This window comes from Pseudomonas lactis, from assembly GCF_001439845.1.
GTDB lineage: Bacteria > Pseudomonadota > Gammaproteobacteria > Pseudomonadales > Pseudomonadaceae > Aquipseudomonas > Aquipseudomonas lactis.
The window spans coordinates 260,949-281,540 of sequence record NZ_JYLO01000001.1; the positions used below are offsets into that span (position 1 = coordinate 260,949).

Annotated in this window: 21 protein-coding genes; 11 read left to right on the forward strand and 10 right to left on the reverse strand. The window is 61.4% G+C overall.

Annotation, left to right across the window (positions count from 1 at the left end):
- Window positions 1–32: 32 nt before the first annotated feature.
- The 3 genes from TX24_RS01075 to TX24_RS01085 are packed head-to-tail and all read right to left on the reverse strand — an operon-like array spanning window position 33 to window position 3,582.
- The gene (locus tag TX24_RS01075) at window positions 33–305 is read right to left on the reverse strand and encodes an oxidative damage protection protein (protein ID WP_003187776.1); all 273 of its coding nucleotides are present in this window, start codon (window positions 303–305) and stop codon (window positions 33–35) included.
- Window positions 302–1,369: an A/G-specific adenine glycosylase gene (mutY, locus tag TX24_RS01080; RefSeq protein ID WP_057709559.1), complete on the reverse strand. Its 1,068-nt coding sequence runs from the start codon at window positions 1,367–1,369 to the stop codon at window positions 302–304. Before mutY ends, TX24_RS01075 begins: the two co-directional genes overlap by 4 nt.
- Complete coding sequence (locus TX24_RS01085) at window positions 1,366–3,582, reverse strand: AsmA family protein (RefSeq protein WP_057709560.1); 2,217 nt, start codon at window positions 3,580–3,582, stop codon at window positions 1,366–1,368. Before TX24_RS01085 ends, mutY begins: the two co-directional genes overlap by 4 nt.
- Window positions 3,583–3,908: 326 nt before the next feature.
- On the opposite strand from TX24_RS01085, the gene TX24_RS01090 reads away from it, so the two are divergent.
- The 7 genes from TX24_RS01090 to TX24_RS01120 all read left to right on the forward strand — a co-directional run bounded on the left by TX24_RS01090 (window position 3,909) and on the right by TX24_RS01120 (window position 9,745).
- Complete coding sequence (locus TX24_RS01090) at window positions 3,909–5,570, forward strand: OFA family MFS transporter (protein ID WP_003187780.1); 1,662 nt, start codon at window positions 3,909–3,911, stop codon at window positions 5,568–5,570.
- Between the two features lie 303 nt (window positions 5,571–5,873).
- Window positions 5,874–6,470 carry an imidazoleglycerol-phosphate dehydratase HisB gene (gene hisB / locus TX24_RS01095; RefSeq protein ID WP_003187781.1) on the forward strand — a complete coding sequence of 199 codons (597 nt, stop codon included), beginning with the start codon at window positions 5,874–5,876 and terminating at the stop codon, window positions 6,468–6,470.
- Window positions 6,470–7,108 (forward strand): imidazole glycerol phosphate synthase subunit HisH, encoded by a 639-nt coding sequence (gene hisH / locus TX24_RS01100; RefSeq protein WP_003187782.1) that lies wholly within the window; start codon window positions 6,470–6,472, stop codon window positions 7,106–7,108. The genes hisB and hisH overlap by 1 nt, the downstream gene beginning before the upstream one ends.
- Window positions 7,109–7,366 carry a DUF2164 domain-containing protein gene (locus TX24_RS01105; protein ID WP_032900357.1) on the forward strand — a complete coding sequence of 86 codons (258 nt, stop codon included), beginning with the start codon at window positions 7,109–7,111 and terminating at the stop codon, window positions 7,364–7,366. It abuts the gene before it with no gap.
- 39 nt (window positions 7,367–7,405) lie between these two features.
- Window positions 7,406–8,143 carry a 1-(5-phosphoribosyl)-5-[(5-phosphoribosylamino)methylideneamino]imidazole-4-carboxamide isomerase gene (gene hisA / locus TX24_RS01110; RefSeq protein ID WP_003187784.1) on the forward strand — a complete coding sequence of 246 codons (738 nt, stop codon included), beginning with the start codon at window positions 7,406–7,408 and terminating at the stop codon, window positions 8,141–8,143.
- Window positions 8,144–8,152: 9 nt separating this feature from the next.
- The gene (gene hisF, locus TX24_RS01115; protein WP_003187786.1) at window positions 8,153–8,923 is read left to right on the forward strand and encodes an imidazole glycerol phosphate synthase subunit HisF; all 771 of its coding nucleotides are present in this window, start codon (window positions 8,153–8,155) and stop codon (window positions 8,921–8,923) included.
- A 66-nt stretch (window positions 8,924–8,989) separates the two neighbouring features.
- Complete coding sequence (locus TX24_RS01120; RefSeq protein WP_057709561.1) at window positions 8,990–9,745, forward strand: substrate-binding periplasmic protein; 756 nt, start codon at window positions 8,990–8,992, stop codon at window positions 9,743–9,745.
- A gap of 109 nt (window positions 9,746–9,854) precedes the next feature.
- Here the strand turns inward: TX24_RS01120 and TX24_RS01125 are convergent, their stop codons facing one another.
- From TX24_RS01125 to gpmI, 4 genes are all read right to left on the reverse strand, one after another.
- Window positions 9,855–10,628, reverse strand: coding sequence for a divergent polysaccharide deacetylase family protein (locus tag TX24_RS01125; protein WP_003187789.1), 774 nt, complete (start codon window positions 10,626–10,628; stop codon window positions 9,855–9,857).
- A gap of 2 nt (window positions 10,629–10,630) precedes the next feature.
- Window positions 10,631–11,944 carry a S41 family peptidase gene (locus TX24_RS01130; protein WP_003187790.1) on the reverse strand — a complete coding sequence of 438 codons (1,314 nt, stop codon included), beginning with the start codon at window positions 11,942–11,944 and terminating at the stop codon, window positions 10,631–10,633.
- A 30-nt stretch (window positions 11,945–11,974) separates the two neighbouring features.
- Window positions 11,975–13,270, reverse strand: coding sequence for a murein hydrolase activator EnvC family protein (locus TX24_RS01135; RefSeq protein ID WP_003187792.1), 1,296 nt, complete (start codon window positions 13,268–13,270; stop codon window positions 11,975–11,977).
- Between the two features lie 258 nt (window positions 13,271–13,528).
- Window positions 13,529–15,055, reverse strand: coding sequence for a 2,3-bisphosphoglycerate-independent phosphoglycerate mutase (gene gpmI / locus TX24_RS01140; RefSeq protein WP_057709562.1), 1,527 nt, complete (start codon window positions 15,053–15,055; stop codon window positions 13,529–13,531).
- A gap of 151 nt (window positions 15,056–15,206) precedes the next feature.
- On the opposite strand from gpmI, the gene TX24_RS01145 reads away from it, so the two are divergent.
- From TX24_RS01145 to secB, 3 genes are read left to right on the forward strand one after another with little or no spacing between them, the layout of a single operon-like run.
- The gene (locus TX24_RS01145; RefSeq protein WP_034134692.1) at window positions 15,207–15,620 is read left to right on the forward strand and encodes a rhodanese-like domain-containing protein; all 414 of its coding nucleotides are present in this window, start codon (window positions 15,207–15,209) and stop codon (window positions 15,618–15,620) included.
- Window positions 15,621–15,875 carry a glutaredoxin 3 gene (grxC, locus tag TX24_RS01150; protein WP_057709563.1) on the forward strand — a complete coding sequence of 85 codons (255 nt, stop codon included), beginning with the start codon at window positions 15,621–15,623 and terminating at the stop codon, window positions 15,873–15,875.
- A 42-nt stretch (window positions 15,876–15,917) separates the two neighbouring features.
- Window positions 15,918–16,397, forward strand: coding sequence for a protein-export chaperone SecB (secB, locus tag TX24_RS01155; RefSeq protein ID WP_003187799.1), 480 nt, complete (start codon window positions 15,918–15,920; stop codon window positions 16,395–16,397).
- A 159-nt stretch (window positions 16,398–16,556) separates the two neighbouring features.
- Here the strand turns inward: secB and TX24_RS01160 are convergent, their stop codons facing one another.
- Window positions 16,557–17,012 carry a tRNA (cytidine(34)-2'-O)-methyltransferase gene (locus TX24_RS01160; RefSeq protein ID WP_003171120.1) on the reverse strand — a complete coding sequence of 152 codons (456 nt, stop codon included), beginning with the start codon at window positions 17,010–17,012 and terminating at the stop codon, window positions 16,557–16,559.
- Between TX24_RS01160 and TX24_RS01165 the strand changes: the two genes are divergently transcribed.
- Window positions 17,011–17,451 carry a hypothetical protein gene (locus TX24_RS01165; protein WP_003187800.1) on the forward strand — a complete coding sequence of 147 codons (441 nt, stop codon included), beginning with the start codon at window positions 17,011–17,013 and terminating at the stop codon, window positions 17,449–17,451. The two genes, TX24_RS01160 and TX24_RS01165, sit on opposite strands and share 2 nt — an antisense overlap.
- Window positions 17,452–17,896: 445 nt before the next feature.
- On the opposite strand, the gene ntrC is transcribed toward TX24_RS01165, so the two are convergent.
- Window positions 17,897–19,342, reverse strand: coding sequence for a nitrogen regulation protein NR(I) (ntrC, locus tag TX24_RS01170; protein ID WP_057709564.1), 1,446 nt, complete (start codon window positions 19,340–19,342; stop codon window positions 17,897–17,899).
- Window positions 19,339–20,424, reverse strand: coding sequence for a nitrogen regulation protein NR(II) (glnL, locus tag TX24_RS01175; RefSeq protein WP_014716523.1), 1,086 nt, complete (start codon window positions 20,422–20,424; stop codon window positions 19,339–19,341). The genes ntrC and glnL overlap by 4 nt, the downstream gene beginning before the upstream one ends.
- Window positions 20,425–20,592 lie beyond the last annotated feature (168 nt).

The window sequence follows — 20,592 nt, forward strand, 5'->3', positions numbered from 1 at the left end:
TCGCTTACGTGCCAACCCCGGTTTTTGATCAATTATTGAGCAGGTGGGACGTAGCCTTCAGCCTGGGCGTATTCCTCGCCGGAAAAGAACTTGTCCATTTCGCCGGCCAGGTATTTACGGTCTTCGGCATTCATCATGTTCAGGCGCTTTTCGTTGATCAGCAGGGTCTGGTGTTTCAACCAGTCGCCCCAGGCTTTGGCGGAGACGTGGTCGTAGATGTCCTGGCCCTTGGCACCTGGGTACGGAGGGCGTTCCAGGGCTGGCAGTTCTTCTTTGTACTTGCGGCACATGATGGTGCGGGTCATGACGAAACTCCTGCGTTCAATACATCGGCCGCGCGCTTCAGCAGTTTTTTCACCGGGGCGGCAAGGCCCAGGCGCGGCGGGGTGGCGAGGTTATACCAGAGCCAGTCGGCCTCGGCCACGTGATGGGCGGTTTCCTCGACCTGGACCAGCCAGGGTTCGATGGCCAGCTGGAAGTGGCTGAAGGTGTGGACCAGCCCTGGCAGTTCCTGATGCTTGCCCAGCGCGAGTGCATGCTGGTTGGCCAGGTGGTCGAGGTCGCCCAGGTCATCCAGCTCCGGCAAGCTCCACAAACCGCCCCACAGGCCCGTTGAGGGGCGACGGTAAAGCAGGATCGCGCCCTCGGCGTTGGCCAGCATGGGCATCAGCGTGCGCTTTTGCGGGATGGTCTTGCGCGGCTTGGGGATCGGATAGCGCGTCTCCAGCCCGAGCATGTGGGCTTCGCAGCCTTTTTCCAGCGGACACAACAGGCAACTCGGTTTGCTGCGGGTGCACAGGGTGGCGCCCATGTCCATCATGGCCTGGGTGTAGGCGTTGACGCGTTCAAAGGGCGTGAAGCGCTCTGCGGTGGCCCACAGCTGCTTGGCCACCTTGGGTTCGCCAGGGTAGCCCTCTTGGGCGGTAAAGCGCGCCAGCACGCGTTTGACGTTGCCGTCGAGGATCGGCGCGCGTAGGCCCATGCTCAGGCTGGCAATCGCGCCAGCAGTGGACAGGCCGATACCCGGCAACTCGGTGAGCTTCTCCACGTCGCGGGGGAATTCGCCGCCGTGTTCGGCCACCACGATCTTCGCGGTCTTTTGCAGGTTGCGCGCCCGGGTGTAGTAGCCCAGGCCCGTCCACAGGTGCAGCACTTCATCTTCCGGCGCGGCGGCCAGGGCTTCGACCGTCGGCAAGGAGGCCATGAACCGGTCGAAGTAGTTGAGCACGGTGCTGACCTGGGTCTGTTGCAGCATGATCTCCGACACCCACACCCGGTAAGGGGTGATGCCCTGTTGCCAGGGCAGGTCGTGGCGGCCATGACGGTCGTACCAGTCCAGTACCGCTTGTGAAAACTGCTCGTTTCTCATCGGTTGAACAGGCCTTTCAATGCGTCTTTGAGCTTGGGGTTAACCTTGTCGAGCTTTTCTTCCAGCTTCTCGTTAAGGCGATTGCCGGCCGCCTTGAGGGCGACCTGGCCCAGGCCGTCCTTGTCCAGGCGGCAGGCTTTGGCGCCCAGCTCCAACGGGCCACGGCAACGCAGCGGGACTTCAATGCCCTGGAAGTTGGCGCCGACCTGGCAGGCCGGGTCCGGCACGTCGCGCTTGTCGCCTTCGACGATGATGCCCACGCGGTAGTCCATGCCCAGCACGCGTAAATCCACATCACCGTTGCCATTGAGCGTCAGGCCAGGGATGCGCACTTTCAGGTCGGGGTTGCTGGCCACGCCGTTACGGAACGTGAGGTTGCCGCGCAGTTCCTGGAAGGGCGTGTCCTTGCCGCCTGGGGTGGTGCTCAGGGTCTTGCGGTTGAGCAGGGCGATGCCGGTACACAGTTGCTGCTCGATGTTGGCATTGAGCAACACGCCGTTGTTGATCACGAGGCTGGCAGTGCCGTTGAGGCTGTCGATCAGCGCTTTCTGGCTATTGCCACGGCCGCTTAGGTTACTGTCGAGGGTGAGCTGGCCTTTGACCGGCGGGGTTTTCCCTTGGGCCTGCAGGATGCGTTCAACAGGCACCTGCTTGATGTGGCTTTGCAGGGCCAGCACGGGCGTGTCCTGGCGCACGTCGAGTGTGCCGTTGGCCTGGAACGTGCCGTTGTAGAGGCCGCCGCTAAGGGTGTCGAGCTTGAGTTGCCCGTCAATGCCGGAGGCTTTAAGCACCGCGTTCTGAATGGGCAACTGGCTCAGGGTCAACTCGCCAAAGGCCAGGTCTGCATTCACGTCCAGGCTGCGCAGGCGGGTGAGCGGCAGCAGTTTGTCATTGCTCCAGGCACCTTTGGTCGGCGCCTCCGGCAATGGCGTGTTGCCGCCCGCGGCCATGGCGCCGGCTTCGCTGCTCTGTACTTCGGCCTGGCGTGCAGCGGTTGCACCTTTGGCGGCTTCGGATTTGGCCGGCAGGTAATTGTCGGCATTGAAGGTATCGCCCTTGAGCTGCACACGCAGGGACTGCTTGGCGAAATCATCCACGGCGACGCGGCCGGTGAAGGTGCTGGCATCGAGCTTCAGGTTCAAGTCTTCCAGGGCGACGCTGGTGGGCGTGCCCTTGAGGCGGCTCACCAGTTCGACCTTGCTCAGGCTGCCTGGGGCCATGGCAGGCAGTGGGTGGCCGATGCTCTCAAGAAACTTGGCCAGGTCAAACTGGGCAACCGACAGGGCGCCGCTGATCTGCGGGGTTTTGTCCAGGTCATTGGCCTTTAGTTCGCCCAAGGCGCGCAGTTGGTTGGCCGCCAGTTTCAGGTTGGTCCATTCGGCGACGTTGGCCGCCAGGTCCACCAGCAATTGGCCCTGGGTGGAGAAACTCACCGTCTTGCCCTGCAACGGCTCACCAGTGGCCTCGCCACTCAAGCGCATGTCTTCGAACTGATAACGCTTGAGCGCACGCTGGATGCGCAAGTTGCCGTTCAGCTCAGTCTTGACCCGCATCAGCGGCTGGTTGCTGCCCAGGAAGGCCGTGAGTTTCAGCGGGATGCTGGCGCCTTCGTGGATGGCACCGGCACTCAGTTGGATGCTTTCGGCACTCAGCTGCTTGCCGGTCTGTTCATCGGTGTATTCGACGCGGGCGTTGTTGATGGTCAGGCTGTCGATATCCAGGCGGATCGGCTGCGGTGGCTTTTCCGGCTTGGTTTCAGCCACGGGTTCGACCGGCGCGGGAGCGGGGGTGCCTGTGGTTTCGTCGGGCAGGTTCTTGCCGATGTCTTCCCAGTTGCCATGGCCCTGCTTATCGCGGTTCAGGCGCAGGTTCAGGCCTTCGACACGCACATCGCTCATCTGCACTTCGCGGCGCAGCAGTGGCAGCACGCGCACCGACAGGCCGAGCATCTGCAAGTCGGCAAACGGTTGAGTCGGTGCGGTCAGGGTCGCGACGCTGGCTTCGTGAAGCTCCAGGCCCAGCCAGGGGAACAGGCTCCAGCCGATATCGCCATTGAGCGTCAGCTCGATGTGGGCCTTGTCGCGGGCTATCTGGCGAATTTCTTCTTTGTAGTCGTTGGGATCGAAAAGGTGGGTCAGGGCAAAGCCGAGCGCCACAATGATCAGCAACAGCCCGAGAAGTACCAGACCCAGGATTTTGCCGAACGCTTTCATGGGCGAGTCCTTGTATGTCGATTTCAAAATTTAGCCGCAGAGTATAACGCCCGACGGCCCGCGTCAGTTCACGGATCGTTACATTGTATCCACCGGCGTGGAAATGGGATTTTGACGTCAGAAAAATACAGACAATCCAAAAAAGGTAGTGGCAGTTTGATTTTTCTGTCATCCACTGGTGCTAATCTCTGCACGTTCGTCCGCCTTCTGCGACTTAAGGTCGCGCCTAAAAGGGAGCTTCACTCAACAAAACGGCCACGCTTTGCGTGCAAGGCCGAGGGAGAGAGCGCCTGACGGACGCATACCAATAACTGGGGGAAACACCAATGAGCACTAGCACTGTGGCCGGCACTGACGCCGCACAGCCTGCGTTCCTGTCCAAGGAGCGCATCATCGCCAAGCCGGGCTTCAACCGCTGGCTGGTTCCACCGGCCGCCCTGGCCATTCACCTGTGCATCGGCATGGCCTACGGCTTCTCGGTGTTCTGGCTGCCGTTGTCCAAGGCGCTGGGTATCACTGCGCCGGTGGCTTGCGCACCGGACATGGGCTTTATCGCTCAAGTCTTTTCGTCTCAATGCGACTGGCCCATCTCCATGCTGGGCTGGATCTACACCCTGTTCTTCATCTTCCTGGGCTGCTCCGCAGCGATCTGGGGCGGCTGGCTGGAACACGCCGGGCCGCGTAAGGCCGGTGTAGTCTCCGCGCTGTGCTGGTGTGGTGGCCTGCTGATCTCAGCCCTGGGTATCTATACCCACCAGATCTGGCTGATGTGGATCGGCTCCGGGGTCATTGGCGGCATTGGCCTGGGCCTGGGCTATATCTCGCCCGTTTCGACCTTGATCAAGTGGTTCCCGGACAAGCGCGGCATGGCCACCGGCATGGCGATCATGGGCTTTGGCGGCGGCGCGATGGTGGGTGCACCTTTGGCCGCAGCGCTGATGGGCCATTTCTCTTCGCCGACCAGCGTCGGTGTATGGCAGAGCTTTGTGGTCATGGCGGCGATTTACTTCGTGTTCATGATCGGTGGCGCCCTGCTGTATCGCGTACCCCCGACCGGCTGGAAGCCTGAGGGCTGGACCGCGCCAGCGAAGAAAGCCAGCAATGCGATGATCACTCACCGCCATGTGCATGTGAATGTTGCGTGGAAAACCCCACAGTTCCGCCTGGTATGGCTGGTGCTGTGCCTGAACGTGTCGGCCGGTATCGGCATCCTGGGCATGGCCTCGCCGCTGCTGCAGGAAGTGTTCGGCGGCAAGTTGCTGGGTGTTGATGTGCCATTTGGTCAACTGGATGCTGGTCAACTGGCCTCCATTGCAGCCATTGCCGCTGGTTTTACCGGCCTGTTGAGCTTGTTCAACATCGGTGGTCGGTTCTTCTGGGCCTCGTTCTCTGACTACCTGGGGCGTAAAAACACCTACTTCGTGTTCTTCGCCCTGGGCTTTGCCCTGTATGCGCTGATCCCGAACCTGGGGCATCTGGGCAACGTGGCGCTGTTTGTGGCCGCGTTCTGCATCATCCTGTCGATGTACGGCGGTGGTTTTGCCACGGTCCCGGCTTACTTGGCCGACTTGTTCGGGACCCAGATGGTCGGCGCGATCCACGGTCGCCTGCTGACCGCCTGGGCTGCGGCGGGCGTACTGGGCCCGGTGCTGGTGAACTACCTGCGTGAATACCAGTTGAGCATCGGCGTTGAACGCGCCGCGGCCTACGACATCACCTTGTACATCCTCGCCGGCCTGCTGGTGCTGGGCTTTATCTGCAACCTGCTGGTGCGCCCGGTGGCCGACAAGTACTTCATGACCGACGCGGAACTTGCCGCCGAACAGGCGCTGGGCCATGACAAAGGTGCTGATGCGAGCACCGTGCTGGAGTGGAAGGCCTCCGCCGCCAGCAAGCCGCTGGCGATTGCCGCGTGGCTGGTAGTGGGTATTCCGTTGGCGTGGGGTGTGTGGGTGACCCTGCAGAAGACCGCAGTACTGTTCCACTGATACCGTGGCTGATCGTTGGCTGATCGTTCCCACGCTCCCGCGCTGATCGTTCCCACGCTCCCGCGTGGGAATGCATCCCGTGACGCTCTGCGTCACCCTCTGCGCAGGGCTTGGGCCCTGCGGTGTGATCGGAACGCGGAGCGTTCCTGGCGGCATTCCCACGCGGAGCGTGGGAATGATCGCGCGCACCATGCTGGGGCGCCGAGATTAACTCGTCAGTCTTATCCCCTTCGTTGTTTCTGTTTAGCGCCCGCGCCCCTATAATGGCTGCCTTTTTCGCCCAATGATTTTGCGGAGCTGGTGATGGCCGAACGTAAGGCATCTGTCGAGCGCGACACTCTGGAAACCCAGATCAAAGCCTCGATCAACCTGGATGGCACCGGAAAGGCCCGATTTGATATCGGTGTCCCTTTTCTTGAGCACATGCTGGACCAGATCGCCCGTCACGGGCTGATCGACCTGGATATCGTCGGCAAAGGCGACCTGCACATCGACGACCACCACATGGTGGAAGACGTGGGCATCACCCTCGGCCAGGCGTTTGCCAAGGCCATCGGCGACAAAAAAGGCATCCGTCGCTACGGCCATGCCTATGTCCCGCTGGACGAAGCGCTGTCCCGTGTGGTCATCGACTTCTCCGGTCGCCCGGGTTTGCAGATGCACGTGCCTTACACCCGCGCGAACGTGGGCCGTGGCTTTGACGTCGACCTGTTCCAGGAATTCTTCCAGGGTTTCGTTAACCACGCACTGGTCAGCCTGCACATCGACAACCTGCGCGGCACCAACACTCACCACCAGATCGAAACCGTGTTCAAGGCTTTCGGCCGCGCACTGCGCATGGCTGTGGAAGTCGATGAGCGCATGGGCGGGCAAATGCCGTCGACCAAGGGCGTCCTGTAATGCAGACGGTCGCGGTTATCGATTACGGCATGGGTAACCTGCACTCGGTGGCCAAGGCCCTTGAGCATGTAGGTGCCGGCAAGGTGCTGATCACCAGCGATGCCAACGTGATTCGCGAAGCCGACCGCGTGGTGTTCCCCGGTGTTGGCGCGATTCGCGATTGCATGGCCGAGATCCGCCGCCTGGGTTTTGACAGCCTGGTGCGCGAAGTCAGCCAGGACCGCCCGTTCCTCGGCATCTGCGTGGGCATGCAAGCCTTGCTCGACAGCAGTGAAGAGAACGGCGGAGTCGACTGCATCGGCCTGTTTCCGGGCCAGGTGAAGTTCTTCGGCAAAGACCTGCATGAAGAGGGCGAGCACCTCAAAGTCCCGCACATGGGCTGGAACGAAGTGCGCCGCACCGTCGACCACCCGCTGTGGCACGACATCCCTGACATGGCGCGTTTCTACTTCGTGCACAGCTACTACATCGCCGCCGGTAACCCGCGCCAGGTGGTGGGTGGCGGGCATTACGGCGTCGACTTTGCCGCCGCGCTGGCCGATGGTTCGCGCTTTGCCGTGCAGTTTCACCCGGAGAAGAGCCATACCCATGGCCTGCAATTGCTGCAGAACTTCGCCGCGTGGGATGGTCGCTGGTAAATGGCCAGGAAACCGAAGCAGCCGATCTTGAACCTCGCGCCCGAGCAGGAGCGTGAGGCTACTGACAAGATCAAGCGATTCATGGAGGACCGCTTCGAGCTCAAGCTGGGCTCGTTCGAGGTCGCCGAGATTCTTGAGCTGTTTACCACCGAAGTGGCGCCGCATTATTACAACAGGGCGATTTTCGACACGCAGACGCTCCTTAAAGAAAGGTTCGAAAGCATCGAAAGCGACTTGTGGTCGCTTGAGAAACCCTGATTTCCCAAGCATTGCTGAATATCGAATAAGGTTTGCCAGATGCTGATTATCCCCGCTATCGATCTCAAGGACGGCGCTTGTGTACGCCTGCGCCAAGGCCGCATGGAAGATTCCACCGTGTTCTCCGATGACCCGGTGAGCATGGCTGCCAAATGGGTAGAAGGGGGCTGCCGTCGTCTGCATCTGGTGGACCTGAACGGCGCCTTCGAAGGCCAGCCGGTCAACGGCGAGGTGGTTACTGCCATCGCCAAGCGCTACCCGAACCTGCCGATCCAGATCGGCGGCGGTATCCGCTCCCTGGAAACCATCGAGCACTACGTCAAAGCGGGCGTGAGCTACGTGATCATCGGCACCAAGGCCGTGAAAGATCCAGCCTTCGTCGCCGAAGCCTGCCGCGCTTTCCCGGGCAAAGTGATCGTAGGCCTGGATGCCAAAGATGGCTTCGTCGCTACCGACGGCTGGGCTGAAATCAGCACAGTGCAGGTGATCGACCTGGCCAAGCAGTTCGAAGCCGACGGCGTGTCTGCCATTGTTTATACCGACATCGCCAAAGACGGCATGATGCAGGGCTGCAACGTACCCTTCACCGCAGCCCTGGCAGCGGCCACCAAGATTCCGGTGATCGCTTCCGGCGGCATTCATAACCTGGGTGACATCAAGTCGCTGCTGGACGCCAAGGCTCCCGGCATTATCGGCGCCATCACCGGCCGTGCGATCTATGAAGGCACTCTGGACGTCGCCGAAGCTCAGGCTTACTGCGACGCCTACAACGGCTGAGGACTGACCATGGCGCTGGCCAAACGCATCATCCCTTGCCTGGACGTCGACAACGGTCGCGTGGTCAAGGGCGTCAAGTTCGAGAACATCCGTGATGCCGGCGACCCGGTGGAAATCGCCCGTCGCTACGATGAGCAAGGTGCCGACGAGATTACCTTTCTCGACATCACTGCCAGCGTCGATGGCCGCGACACCACGCTGCATACCGTCGAGCGCATGGCCAGCCAGGTGTTTATCCCACTGACCGTGGGCGGTGGCGTGCGCACCGTGCAAGACATCCGCAACCTGCTCAATGCCGGTGCAGACAAGGTCTCGATCAACACCGCCGCCGTATTCAACCCCGAGTTTGTCGGCGAAGCCGCGCAGCACTTCGGCTCGCAATGCATCGTGGTGGCTATCGACGCCAAGAAGGTATCCGGCCCGGGCGAAACCCCGCGCTGGGAGATCTTCACCCACGGCGGGCGCAAGCCTACCGGGCTGGACGCGGTGGAGTGGGCGATGAAGATGGAAGGCCTGGGCGCCGGTGAAATCCTGCTGACCAGCATGGACCAGGACGGCATGAAAAACGGCTTCGACCTGGGCGTTACCCGCGCCATCAGCGATGCCCTGGGCATTCCGGTGATCGCATCGGGTGGCGTCGGCAACCTGCAACACCTGGCCGATGGTGTACTGGAAGGCCACGCCAGCGCGGTGCTGGCGGCGAGTATTTTCCACTTTGGCGAATACACCGTGCCCGAGGCCAAGGCCTATATGGCCGCACGCGGTATCGTCGTGCGCTAAACGCTGCTGGACACCATGGCAGGCTCGCGGCACTCTCTGCGCTTGCCATGGATTCCGGTAGCCTTCATGTTCAAACACCTGCTGCTCGCCCTCGCCAGTTCCTCCATGCTCATGGTGGCTACGGCACACGCCGAACAACCGTCTGACGCCTCCCTGGTGCTGCTGACGGAAAATTTCCCGCCCTACAACATGGCGAAAAACGGCAAGAACTTCGCCAAGGACGAGAACATCGAAGGCATCGCCGTAGACATCATGCGCGAAACCTTCAAACGTGCCGGCATTTCCTACAACCTGACCCTGCGTTTCCCTTGGGAGCGAATCTACAAACTCGCCCTGGAAAAGCCGGGTTACGGCGTGTTTGTGATGGCGCGGTTGCCAGACCGTGAGGCCTTGTTCAAATGGGTCGGCCCCATCGGCCCGGACGATTGGGTGCTGTTGGCCAAGGCCGACAGCAAGATCCAACTGGAAAACCTTGAGCAGGCGCGCCGCTACAGGATCGGCGCCTACAAAGGCGACGCCATTGCCGAAAGCCTGGACAAGCAGGGGCTCAAGCCGATTGTTGCCTTGCGTGACCAGGACAATGCGCAAAAGCTCATGGAGGGCCAGATCGACCTGTGGGCCACTGGCGATCCTGCTGGGCGCTACCTGGCGCGGCAGGTGGGGGTGAACGGGCTCAAGACGGTATTGCGCTTCAACAGTGCGCAGCTTTACCTGGCATTGAACAAGGACGTACCGGATGAGGTGGTGGCCAGGCTCCAGGCCGCGCTGGAGCAGTTGCGTGAAGAAGGCCGTATCGACCAGATCATGGCCAACTACCTGTAGGAGCGAGCTTGCTCGCGAAGGACGTCAACGATGATGCGGGTATCCGGGGTGTACGCGGCGGTCTCAAGTTTTTCGCGAGCAAGCTCGCTCCTACAGGGGGGGGGGGGCGTCAGCGATAGATGCCGTTCTTGCCATGCCCGGCCATCGCCCGGTTACTGCGCACGCTGATCATCAATTTGATATCGATCCACTCCACGCCTTGCGCCTTGAGCTTGGGCAATTCGCGCTCCAGCACCGCCAGGGTCTGCGGGTAAGGGTGCCCGATCATCACCGCCGAGCCCTGCTTGTGCGCCAGTTTGATCGCGGTTTGCAACTGCGTGGTAATCGCCGCTTCGGTGCGTTCGTCGTCGAGAAATACATCCCGCGACACATGGGCCAAACCGATCTTCTGCGCCTCGGCGGCGGCAACGGTCTGCGCGCTGGTGCGGCTGTCGACGAAGAACTTGTGGCGCCGTTGCAACTCACCCATCAGCCAAGCCATCGCCGCCGGTTGTGCGGTCATGCGGCTGCCCATGTGGTTGTTGATGCCGGCGGTGTAGGGCACTGCGTCGAACGCGGCGTCCAGGCGCTTGCCCAGTTCTTCGATCGACAGCTCAGGGTGCCAGGCGAATGGGCCGGTGGCCGGGTCCATGGGCATGTGCAGGATCACGATCTTGCCAGCCTTATGGGCCTCACGGGCGAATTCGGCGGCGTGGGGCGTGTCCGGCATGATGGCGGCGGTCACCGGGCCGGGTAGCGCGAGCACGCGGCGATCCCGAGGCAGGTTTTGCCCCAGGTCGTCGATGATCAGTGTCAGGTAGGCTTTGTGCGGTTCGCCGGCAGGGGCCGCTTGAGCGACCCCTGCCAGGCTGCACAGCACAGCGAGGATCAGGGCAAGGCGCATGATCAACGGCTGCGGGTGATGCTCAAGCCCTTGAGCAGGCTGAGTGCCTGGGCCAGTTGGTAGTCATCGTCCTGCGGCATCGGCTTGGCCTTGGCGCGGCTGCCGGTTGGCTGGTCGGCACCGCCGTTGCCATTGCCCAGGTGACCTTGCAGGTCGGCCTCTTTGTAGTATTCGCCGTCGATCTCGTTGGTGATCTTGGCGCGGCGTACTTCGATGTCCGGCACGATGCCCTGGGCCTGGATCGAGCGGCCGTTGGGCGTGTAGTACAGCGCCGTGGTGATCTTCAGCGCACGCTCGTTGTTCAGCGGCAATACGGTCTGCACCGAGCCTTTGCCGAAGCTGGTGGTGCCCATCAGCACGCCGCGCTTGAGGTCTTGCAGGGCACCGGCGACGATTTCCGAAGCCGAGGCGCTGCCACCGTTGATCAATACCGCCAGTGGCACGTTCTCGCTGAGGTCGTTGCCGGTGGCCGAGAAGCGCAACTCGGAGTTGGCGATACGGCCCTTGGTGTAGACGATCAGGCCCTTGGTGACGAAGTGGTCGACCACCTCGACCGCCGACTGCAACACGCCGCCTGGGTTGTTGCGCAGGTCAAGCACGATGCCGTTGAGCTTCTTGCCGTTGTCTTTGCGCAGTTTGGCCAGGGCCTTGGCCACTTCGTCGCCGGTCTTGACCTGGAACTGGGTGATACGGATGTAGCCGTAGCCCGACTCCAGCAGCTGGCTTTTCACGCTCTTGACCGTGATGGTCGCGCGGGCCAGGGTCACGTCAAACGGGTTGCCGCCGTCGCGTACCAGGGTCAGGGTGATCTTCTGGCCGAGCTTGCCGCGCATCTTGTCGACGGCTTCGGTCATGGTCTGGCCGCGGGTTGGCTGGCCGTTGATCTTCACGATCAGGTCGCCGGCCTGGATACCGGCCTTGGACGCCGGGGTGTCGTCGATAGGCGAGACCACTTTGATCTGGCCGTCTTCGGAGCCCACTTCGATGCCAAGGCCGCCGAACTCACCGCTGGTGCTTTCCTGCAACTCGGCGAAATCTTCCGGGCCCAGGTAGGCGGAGTGCGGGTCGAGGTTGCTGAGCATGCCCTTGATGGCATTTTCCAGCAGGGCCTTGTCGTCTACGGGTTCGACATACGCTGCCTTGATCCGGTCCATGACCTCGGCAAAGGTACGCAGCTCGTCCAGCGGCAATGGCGCCTTGGTCGTCGCAGCCGTGGCGGGTGCAGCCGGTGCGGCCTGGTCGGCAAAAGCCAGAGGCGCGCCGATCACCAGGGCGATCGTCAGGGCCAGCGAAGTGAGGCGGGACAAATGCAGCATGTCGAACGAACTCCTAATGTAGATGCGACCCTATCCTTGGGACCGGCACCATTGTGCAGGGTCGCTCGGGCGGCCCTGCTGACGAATAGCGAAGTACAGCGCCGGGGTGTCCTGGCCACCACTGTTACCGACAGTGGAGATGGATTCACCGGCTTTTACAACATCACCTGCCGACTTGAGTAATGTCTGATTGTGGCCGTAAAGGCTCAAATAGCCATTACCGTGGTCAAGAATCACCAGCAAGCCGGCGCCCCGCAACCAATCGGCAAACACCACGCGGCCACCATGCACGGCGTGGACCTGGCTGCCGGCAGAGGCGCTGATCATCACGCCATCCCACTTGGCGCGGGTGTCATCGCCACGGGTTTCCCCAAAGCGTGCCAGTAATCGACCATCAACCGGCCATGGAAGTTTGCCGCGCGCTGAAGCAAAAGGGCCGCCGAACGACTCGCCACTGCTGGAAACCAGCGGGCCAGGGGCTGCGCGCGCGGGTTTGCGCGGGGCCGGAGCGTCGGTGGTGGCAGCCAGTTCAGCCTCACGCTGACGCTTTTTTTCGGCTTCCTGCTGGGCGATCAGCGCTTTTTGCCGCGCTTCTTCGGCCTCGCGTGCCTGGCGGGCCAGGGTTTCTTCGATGGTCTTGAGGACTTTGGCCAGGTCGGCCTGGTCCTGCTCGCGGGCCTGGAGCTTGGCGTCGCGGGCTTTTACGTCGCTGTTGAGCTTGGCCAGGGCCTGCTGGCGTTCCTTGCGTACTTTATCGAGCTGGTCGCGCTGGGTGTCCAGGGCGGTTTTCTGGTCGAGTAGCTGGGATTGCTGGTCGGCGATTTCTTGTTCGACATTGGCCAATTGACGCAGGGTTTCGTTAAACCCCTTCAATTGCGCCAGGCGCGCCTGGCTCAGGTAATCGTAATAGGTGAGGGTACGGGCGAATTTTTCCGGGTTCTGCTGGTTGAGCAGCAGCTTGAGGTACTCCTGGCGGCCGCTCTGGTACGCGGCACGGGCCTGGATCGCGATCAGACGTTGCTGTTCAACGCGTGCGCTCTGGAGTTTTTTTTTCTCAGCGTCGAGTCGCTCCAGTTCCGACTCGCTCTTCTTTAGTTCTTTTTGCAGCTCCTGGACCTGCTTCTCCAGCTTGCCCATTTCGGTTTCCGTGCCGCGCAGGTCTTTCTGCACCCCGGATTTTTCTTCCTGGAGCTTGCCGAGCAGCTTTTTCAGCTCGGTAATGTCCTGACGCGTAGCGTCCAACTGTTGTTGGGTTTGTGCGCGCTCATCGGCAAACGCCGGTTGGAGCAGGCAGACAAGAGCAAGGGTTATCAAGGCGCGAAGCATAGAGGCGGGCGACACCAGGGGAAAAGGACGGCCTAGTATGCCCGCCAAGCGCTGCAAAAAAAACGCCCAATTGGGGCTGGTGGGCAAGATAGGTGCCGAGTGGTGCTGGTATGGCAAAAAGATATCTCTCAAAGCGCCACAAACCAATGTGGGAGCGGGCTTGCCCGCGATTGCGGTGGGTCAGCGACATAGATGTCGACTGATTAGCCGCTATCGCGGGCAAGCCCGCTCCCACACTGTTTTGTGGCGTACTTTGGATCAGACCAGGATCGAGGTGCCGGTCATCTCCTTCGGCTGCTCCAGCCCCATCAGTTTCAGCATGGTCGGCGCCACATCCGCCAGCACGCCACCTTCACGCACTTTGAAATCACGTTTGCCAACATAGATGAACGGTACCGGCTCGGTGGTGTGCGCGGTGTGCGCCTGGCCGGTGGATTCGTCGGACATCTGCTCGCAGTTGCCGTGGTCGGCGGTGATCAGCGCTTCGCCGCCGACTTTATCCAGCGCGTCGACAATGCGGCCAACGCACAAGTCCAGGCATTCAACTGCCTTGACCGCCGCTTCCAGGTTGCCGCTGTGGCCAACCATGTCGCCGTTGGCGTAGTTGACCACGATCACGTCATAACGCTGGTTATCAATGGCATCGACGATCTTGTCGGTGACTTCCGGCGCGCTCATTTCCGGCTGCAGGTCATAGGTGGCGACTTTTGGTGACGGGATCAGAATGCGCTCTTCGCCGGGGAACGGCTCTTCGCGGCCACCGGAGAAGAAGAACGTCACGTGGGCGTATTTCTCGGTTTCGGCGATGCGCAGCTGGGTCTTGCCGTTCTTGGCCAGGTAGTCGCCCAGCACGTTCTCCAGGCTGCCCGGCGCGAACGCCGAAGGGGCCGGGATGTTGGCGGCGTATTGGGTGAGCATGACGAACTCGACCTTCGGCTGGCGCGCGCGTTCGAAGTCCTTGAAGCCTTCATCGACAAACACATGGCTCAGCTCACGGGCACGGTCGGCGCGGAAGTTCATGAACACCACGGCGTCGCCGTCTTCGACCTTCACCGGCTCGCCGATGGTGGTGGCCTTGACGAACTCATCGCTCTCGCCACGGGCGTAGGCTGCTTCCAGACCTTCCTGGGCGGTGGCCGCGTTGAATTCGGCCTGGCCGTCGACGATCAGGTTGTAGGCTTGAGAGACTCGGTCCCAACGGTTGTCGCGGTCCATGGCGAAGTAGCGGCCCACCAGGCTGGCGATACGGCCCTTGCCCAGAGCGGCGAAGGTGGCGTCCAGCAGTTCGATAGAGGATTGCGCGCTTTTGGGCGGCGTGTCGCGGCCGTCGAGGAAGGCGTGCAGGTAGATTTTGTCAGCGCCGCGCTTGAACGCCAGTTCGGCCATAGCGACCAGGTGATCCTGGTGGCTGTGTACACCGCCGTCCGACAACAGGCCCATGAAGTGTACGGCCTTGCCGGCGGCAACGGCTTTATCAACCGCCGCGCAGATGGTCGGGTTCTCGAAGAACTCGCCATCGCGGATCGCTTTGGTGACTCGGGTGAAGTCCTGGTACACCACTCGTCCGGCGCCGAGGTTCATGTGGCCGACTTCCGAGTTGCCCATCTGGCCGTCCGGCAAGCCCACGTCCATGCCGGAACCTGAGATCAGGCCGTTAGGCACGGTGGCGGTCAGACGGTCCAGTACTGGCTTGTTGGCCGAGTAAACCGCGTTGTCGTGGTGGCTTTCACTGTGTCCGAAGCCATCGAGAATTATCAGGACCAAAGGTTTAGGCGTGGTAGTCATAGATCCTCTCGCGGCGTTAATAAAGGAAGACAATTGAAAAGGGAGTGGCAGTTTAAAGCGAAGTTCCAACCACGTCACCGCTTTACGGGGGTTGGCCCCCCCTGGCGGCTGTGTATACTTACCGCCATTTTAACGCCCTGGAACCTCCTTGATGGTTGATCACCTGATTGCATTTGCCACTGCCCACTACCTGCTTGTGGGCGCCTTCGTCATCCTGCTGGCGCTGCTGATCGCTCATGAACTGAGCCGCGGTGGTCGCAGCCTGAGCACGTCGGAGCTGACCGCGCTGGTCAACAAGGATGAGGCCGTCGTCGTCGATATTCGCCCGGCCAAGGATTATGCCGCCGGCCATATCGTTGGCGCCCTGAACATTCCCCAGGACAAGCTGATGGCGCGCCTGGGCGAACTGGAAAAGCACAAGGCCAAGACCATCATCCTGGTCGATGCCCAGGGCCAGCACTCCGGCACCCACGCCCGTGAGATGCTCAAGTCCGGCTTCACCGCTGCCAAGCTGTCCGGTGGTATCAGCAGCTGGCGTGGCGATAACCTGCCGTTGGTGAAGTGAATGAGCCAGGTTGTCGTGTATTCCAGCGATTATTGCCCTTATTGCATTCGAGCTAAGCAGTTGCTCCAGAGCAAAAAGGTTGCCTTCGAAGAGATCAAGGTCGATGGCAAGCCCCAGGTGCGCGCCGAAATGGCCCAGAAAGCCGGCCGCACGTCGGTCCCGCAGATCTGGATCGGCACCCGGCACATCGGTGGTTGCGACGACCTGTTTGCCCTGGAGCGCGCCGGTAAACTTGATGTGCTGCTGTCCGTCTGACTCCTAAACCCTTAAGAACCCCAAGATAAAGAAGGATCTGCGATGACTGATCAACAGAACACCGAAGCAGCGCAAGACCAAGGCCCACAGTTCTCGCTGCAGCGGATCTATGTGCGTGACCTGTCGTTCGAAGCGCCAAAAAGCCCGGCCATCTTCCGTCAGGAGTGGACCCCAAGCGTTGCGCTGGACCTGAACACTCGTCAGAAATCCCTGGAAGGTGACTTCCACGAAGTGGTGCTGACCCTGTCGGTCACCGTCAAGAATGGTGAAGAAGTCGCTTTCATCGCTGAAGTGCAACAGGCCGGTATCTTCCTGATCCAGGGCCTGGACGAAGCGTCCATGAGCCACACCCTGGGCGCGTTCTGCCCGAACATCCTGTTCCCGTATGCCCGTGAGACCCTGGACAGCCTGGTCACCCGTGGCTCGTTCCCGGCACTGATGCTGGCGCCGGTTAACTTCGATGCCCTGTACGCTCAAGAGCTGCAGCGCATGCAACAGGAAGGCGCGCCGACCGTTCAGTAATTTGCTGAGCGGCGCCGTTCTAAAATGTGGGAGCGGGCTTGTGTGGGAGCTGGCTTGCCTGCGATAGCATCACTGCGGTGTGACTGACACACCGAGGTGCCTGCATCGCGGGCAAGCCCGGCTCCCACACAAGCCCGCTCCCACATTTGTTATGCGGTGTTATTTAAAGCCCAGTTGGCGCCAGCCTTCATAGACGGCGACGGCCACGGTGTTGGACAGGTTCAGGCTGCGGCAGCCTTCACGCATCGGCAAGCGCAGGCGATGGCCATCGGGCAACGCGTCAAGCACCTCGGCCGGCAGGCCTCGGCTCTCCGGGCCGAACAGAAACGCGTCGCCCTCGGCAAAGCTGGCATCATGAAACGGCCGCGAGCCCTTGGTGGTGAACGCGAACAGCCGTGGGTGGCCCAGGCTCTCCAGGCAACTGGCGAGGTCGGCATGGCGCTTGAGGGTGGCGTACTCGTGGTAGTCCAGCCCGGCACGGCGCAGGCGCTTGTCGTCCATGTCAAAGCCTAAAGGCTCGATCAAATGCAGGTGGCAGCCACTGTTGGCGCACAGCCTGATAACGTTGCCGGTATTCGGCGGAATTTCTGGTTGAAAAAGGATGACGTGAAACATGCACGGCTCCGAAGGCAAAGATGCGCTGCATTCTACCCCCGAAGACGACCCGAGACCGAAGCTATTGCCGAGGGTGTTGGGCTCATTGGCGATTGTCGGCTTGATGATTGGCTTGATGATCGGCCGCTTGACCACCCCCGAACCGCTTGAACTGCAACAGGTAGAACCTGCGGCGGATGGCTTGGTGGTGTGGTTCAACAACGAACCCAAGCTGCACGGCGAGCATATCGACGGCACCGTGGCGCTGCTGTTTGACGCCCAGGGCAAGGCTGCCAGCGGGCAGCTCAAGGTCAATGCCAAGGACGTGAATTGGCGCATACGCAAGACCGATGCTGGCTTGCTGCTGAACCTGGTAGCGGCCCGGCCGTTGCGTGGGGAGTGGAGCGGTGCAGAGGTTGATGGCCGCTGGCGGCTGGAGATCCATCTCCAAGAGCAATAAAAGAGGGAGTTCCCGGCCTGCCTGTACCAGGGCTCCCAAAACGGGGTGAAGCCTGAGGCTTCGGTGTTAAAGAGGGGATTCTCGGCCTGCCTGTACCAAGGTCCCCGAAACTGGGTAGTACAAGGGTTATTGCAGGGGGCGTGCCAAAACTTGCAATTGCGGCTTGAAAAAAATGCCAAAAAGCGCAAAGCCCCGGAATACGGGGCTTTGGTTGTTTCTACGGTTATGAACTTCGCAGCGAAAGCGCTCTGTGAGGTTTCGGGTCTGTGCTCAATGGCGGTTCATCGTGCATTGAAGCGGTGCACAGTCTGCTGGCATTGCACAAAACAAATGTGGGAGCTGGCTTGCCTGCGATAGCGGTGTGTCAGCCCTATATCGGGTGACTGGCACACCGCCATCGCGGGCAAGCCCGGCTCCCACACTGGGCTTTCAGTGGTCTTGGGGTTCAGGCCTCATCACCCTCATCATCATCCCCACCATCCCCACCATCCACCTTCATCCCCAATTCCTTGATCTTGCGCGTCAGGGTATTACGCCCCCAGCCCAGCAGCACGGCGGCATCGCGGCGGCGGCCGGCAGTGTGTTTCAACGCAGTCTCGATCATGATCCGCTCGAACGCCGGCACGGCGCTGTCCAGCAGGTTCGACTGGCCGCGTGCCAAGGCCTGGTCGGCCCATTGGCGCAGCGCCTGTTCCCAGTTGGTCACGGGTGCCGAGTCCTGCGGCAGGCTCAGCAGCTCCGGCGGCAGGTCGCTGATGTGTACTTCTCGCCCGGAGGCCATCACGGTGATCCAGCGGCAGGTGTTCTCCAGCTGGCGAACGTTGCCGGGCCACGGCAGGTTCTTGAGGTATTCCTCGGTCTCGCTTTTGAGCAGCTTGGGTTCCACAGCCAGCTCCAGGGCGGCGCGGCTGAGGAAGTGGCGAGCGAGGGTGGGGATGTCTTCGCGACGGTCCGACATGCGCGGGATGTGGATGCGGATCACGTTGAGGCGGTGGAACAAGTCCTCACGGAATTTACCCGCATGCACCAGGGTTTCCAGGTTCTGGTGGGTGGCCGCGATGATGCGCACATCCACCTTGACCGGCGTATGCCCGCCCACACGGTAGAATTCACCGTCAGCCAGCACGCGCAGCAAGCGAGTCTGGGTATCGGCCGGCATGTCGCCGATCTCATCGAGGAACAGCGTGCCGCCGTCCGCCTGTTCAAAGCGTCCGCGACGAAGGTTAGCCGCGCCGGTGAATGCGCCTTTTTCATGGCCGAACAGCTCGGACTCCATCAAATCCTTGGGAATCGCCGCCATGTTCAGCGCGATAAACGGCGAGGCCGCCCGTGGGCTGTGGCGGTGCAGCGCATGGGCAACCAGCTCTTTACCGGTCCCCGATTCGCCGTTGATCAGTACGGTGATGTTGGAATGGCTCAAGCGCCCGATGGCGCGAAACACTTCCTGCATCGCCGGTGCTTCCCCGATGATTTCCGGGGTGCGGGTCAGGGTTGGCGGGGCTTCCTGGTTCTGTTGTTCCTGGGCGTGCTGGTTGGCGCGCTTGACCAGCGCCACCGCCTCATCCACGTCGAATGGCTTGGGCAGGTATTCAAAGGCGCCGCCCTGATAAGACGCGACAGCGCTGTCCAGGTCCGAGTGGGCGGTCATGATGATCACCGGCAAGCGCGGATGCTGCTCGCGAATGCGCGCCAGCAAGTCCAGGCCACTGGCCCCAGGCATGCGAATATCGGAAATGATCACATCCGGCTGCTGGCGTGCCAGGCGGCTCATCACCCCATCGGCGCTGTCGAAGCTCTGGGTGGTCATGCCTTCTTGTTGCAAGGCTTTTTCGAGGACCCAGCGGATAGAACGGTCGTCATCGACGATCCAGACAGTTTCACTACGGCTCATGTCGTGGGGGCTCCTTGTTCCAATGGCAGGAAGATCGAGAACGTGGTGTGGCCGGGGTGGCTCTCACATTCGATCAGGCCCTGGTGCTGGCTGATGATGTTCTGGGTAATGGCCAGGCCCAGCCCGGTACCGTCCGGGCGGCCGCTGACCATGGGAAAGAAGATGGTTTCCTGCAACTCCGCAGGAATGCCGGGGCCGTTGTCGATGATCTCGACCTTGGTCACCAGGCGATGGCGCACATGGCCAATGGTGAACTGGCGCAGGGCGCGGGTGCGCAGGCTGATGCGGCCCAGGCGCAGCTCGTTCTGGCTGCTGATGGCCTGCATGGCGTTGCGCACGATGTTGAGCACCGCCTGGATCATCTGTTCGCGGTCGATCAACACGTCGGGAATGCTTGGGTCGTAGTCGCGCACCAAGGTGATGCAGCCTTGGCTTTCGGCCTCGACCAGTTGGCAGACGCGCTCCAGCACCTCATGCACGTTGGTCATCGCCAGGGACGGCAGCTTGTTGGAGCCGAGCATGCGGTCCACCAGGTTACGCAGGCGGTCGGCTTCTTCGATGATGACGTTGGTGTAGTCCTTGAGGTGCTCGTCTGGCAGCTCGCGGGACAACAACTGTGCCGCGCCGCGAATACCGCCCAGCGGGTTCTTGATCTCATGGGCGAGGCCGCGCACCAGCATCTTGCTGGTTTCCTGCTTGGACAGCTGCGCTTCCTCCTTGGTGATGCGCAGCAGGCGGTCGCGGGGGTGGACTTCGAGCAGCAGCAGGGTCGCGCCATTGCTCAGGATCGGGGTCACCGCGTAGTCGACGGTCAACGTCTGCCCAGTGAGTGCGGTGAGCATCGCTTCGCGCTTGGTAAACGGATGAGCCTGCTCCACGGCCTGGCGCAACGAGCTCAAGGCTTCGGCCGACTCGGTGAACAATTCGCTGATGAACTGCCCATGGCTGCGCTGGCCGCTGATGGCCAGGAGCATCTCCGCCGCCGGGTTCATGTACTCAAGACGCAGGTCGGCATTGAGCAGGATGGTCGCGGTGGTCAGGTTGTCGAGTAACAAACGGTGCAGTGCATCGCTGATGGTCATCGGGACCTCTTTTGGAGCAAGGCGCGGGCTTGAGGCACACGCTGATACAAGGAAAATGCAAAAACCAAACCAAGGCTCCGAAAAGAAGCGCTAACCCCCTGAAATAAGGGGTTTAGGCGCGAAACTGTGGCGTTCTGCCAGCTTGAACGGGAAGTTTCGAACCAAAAT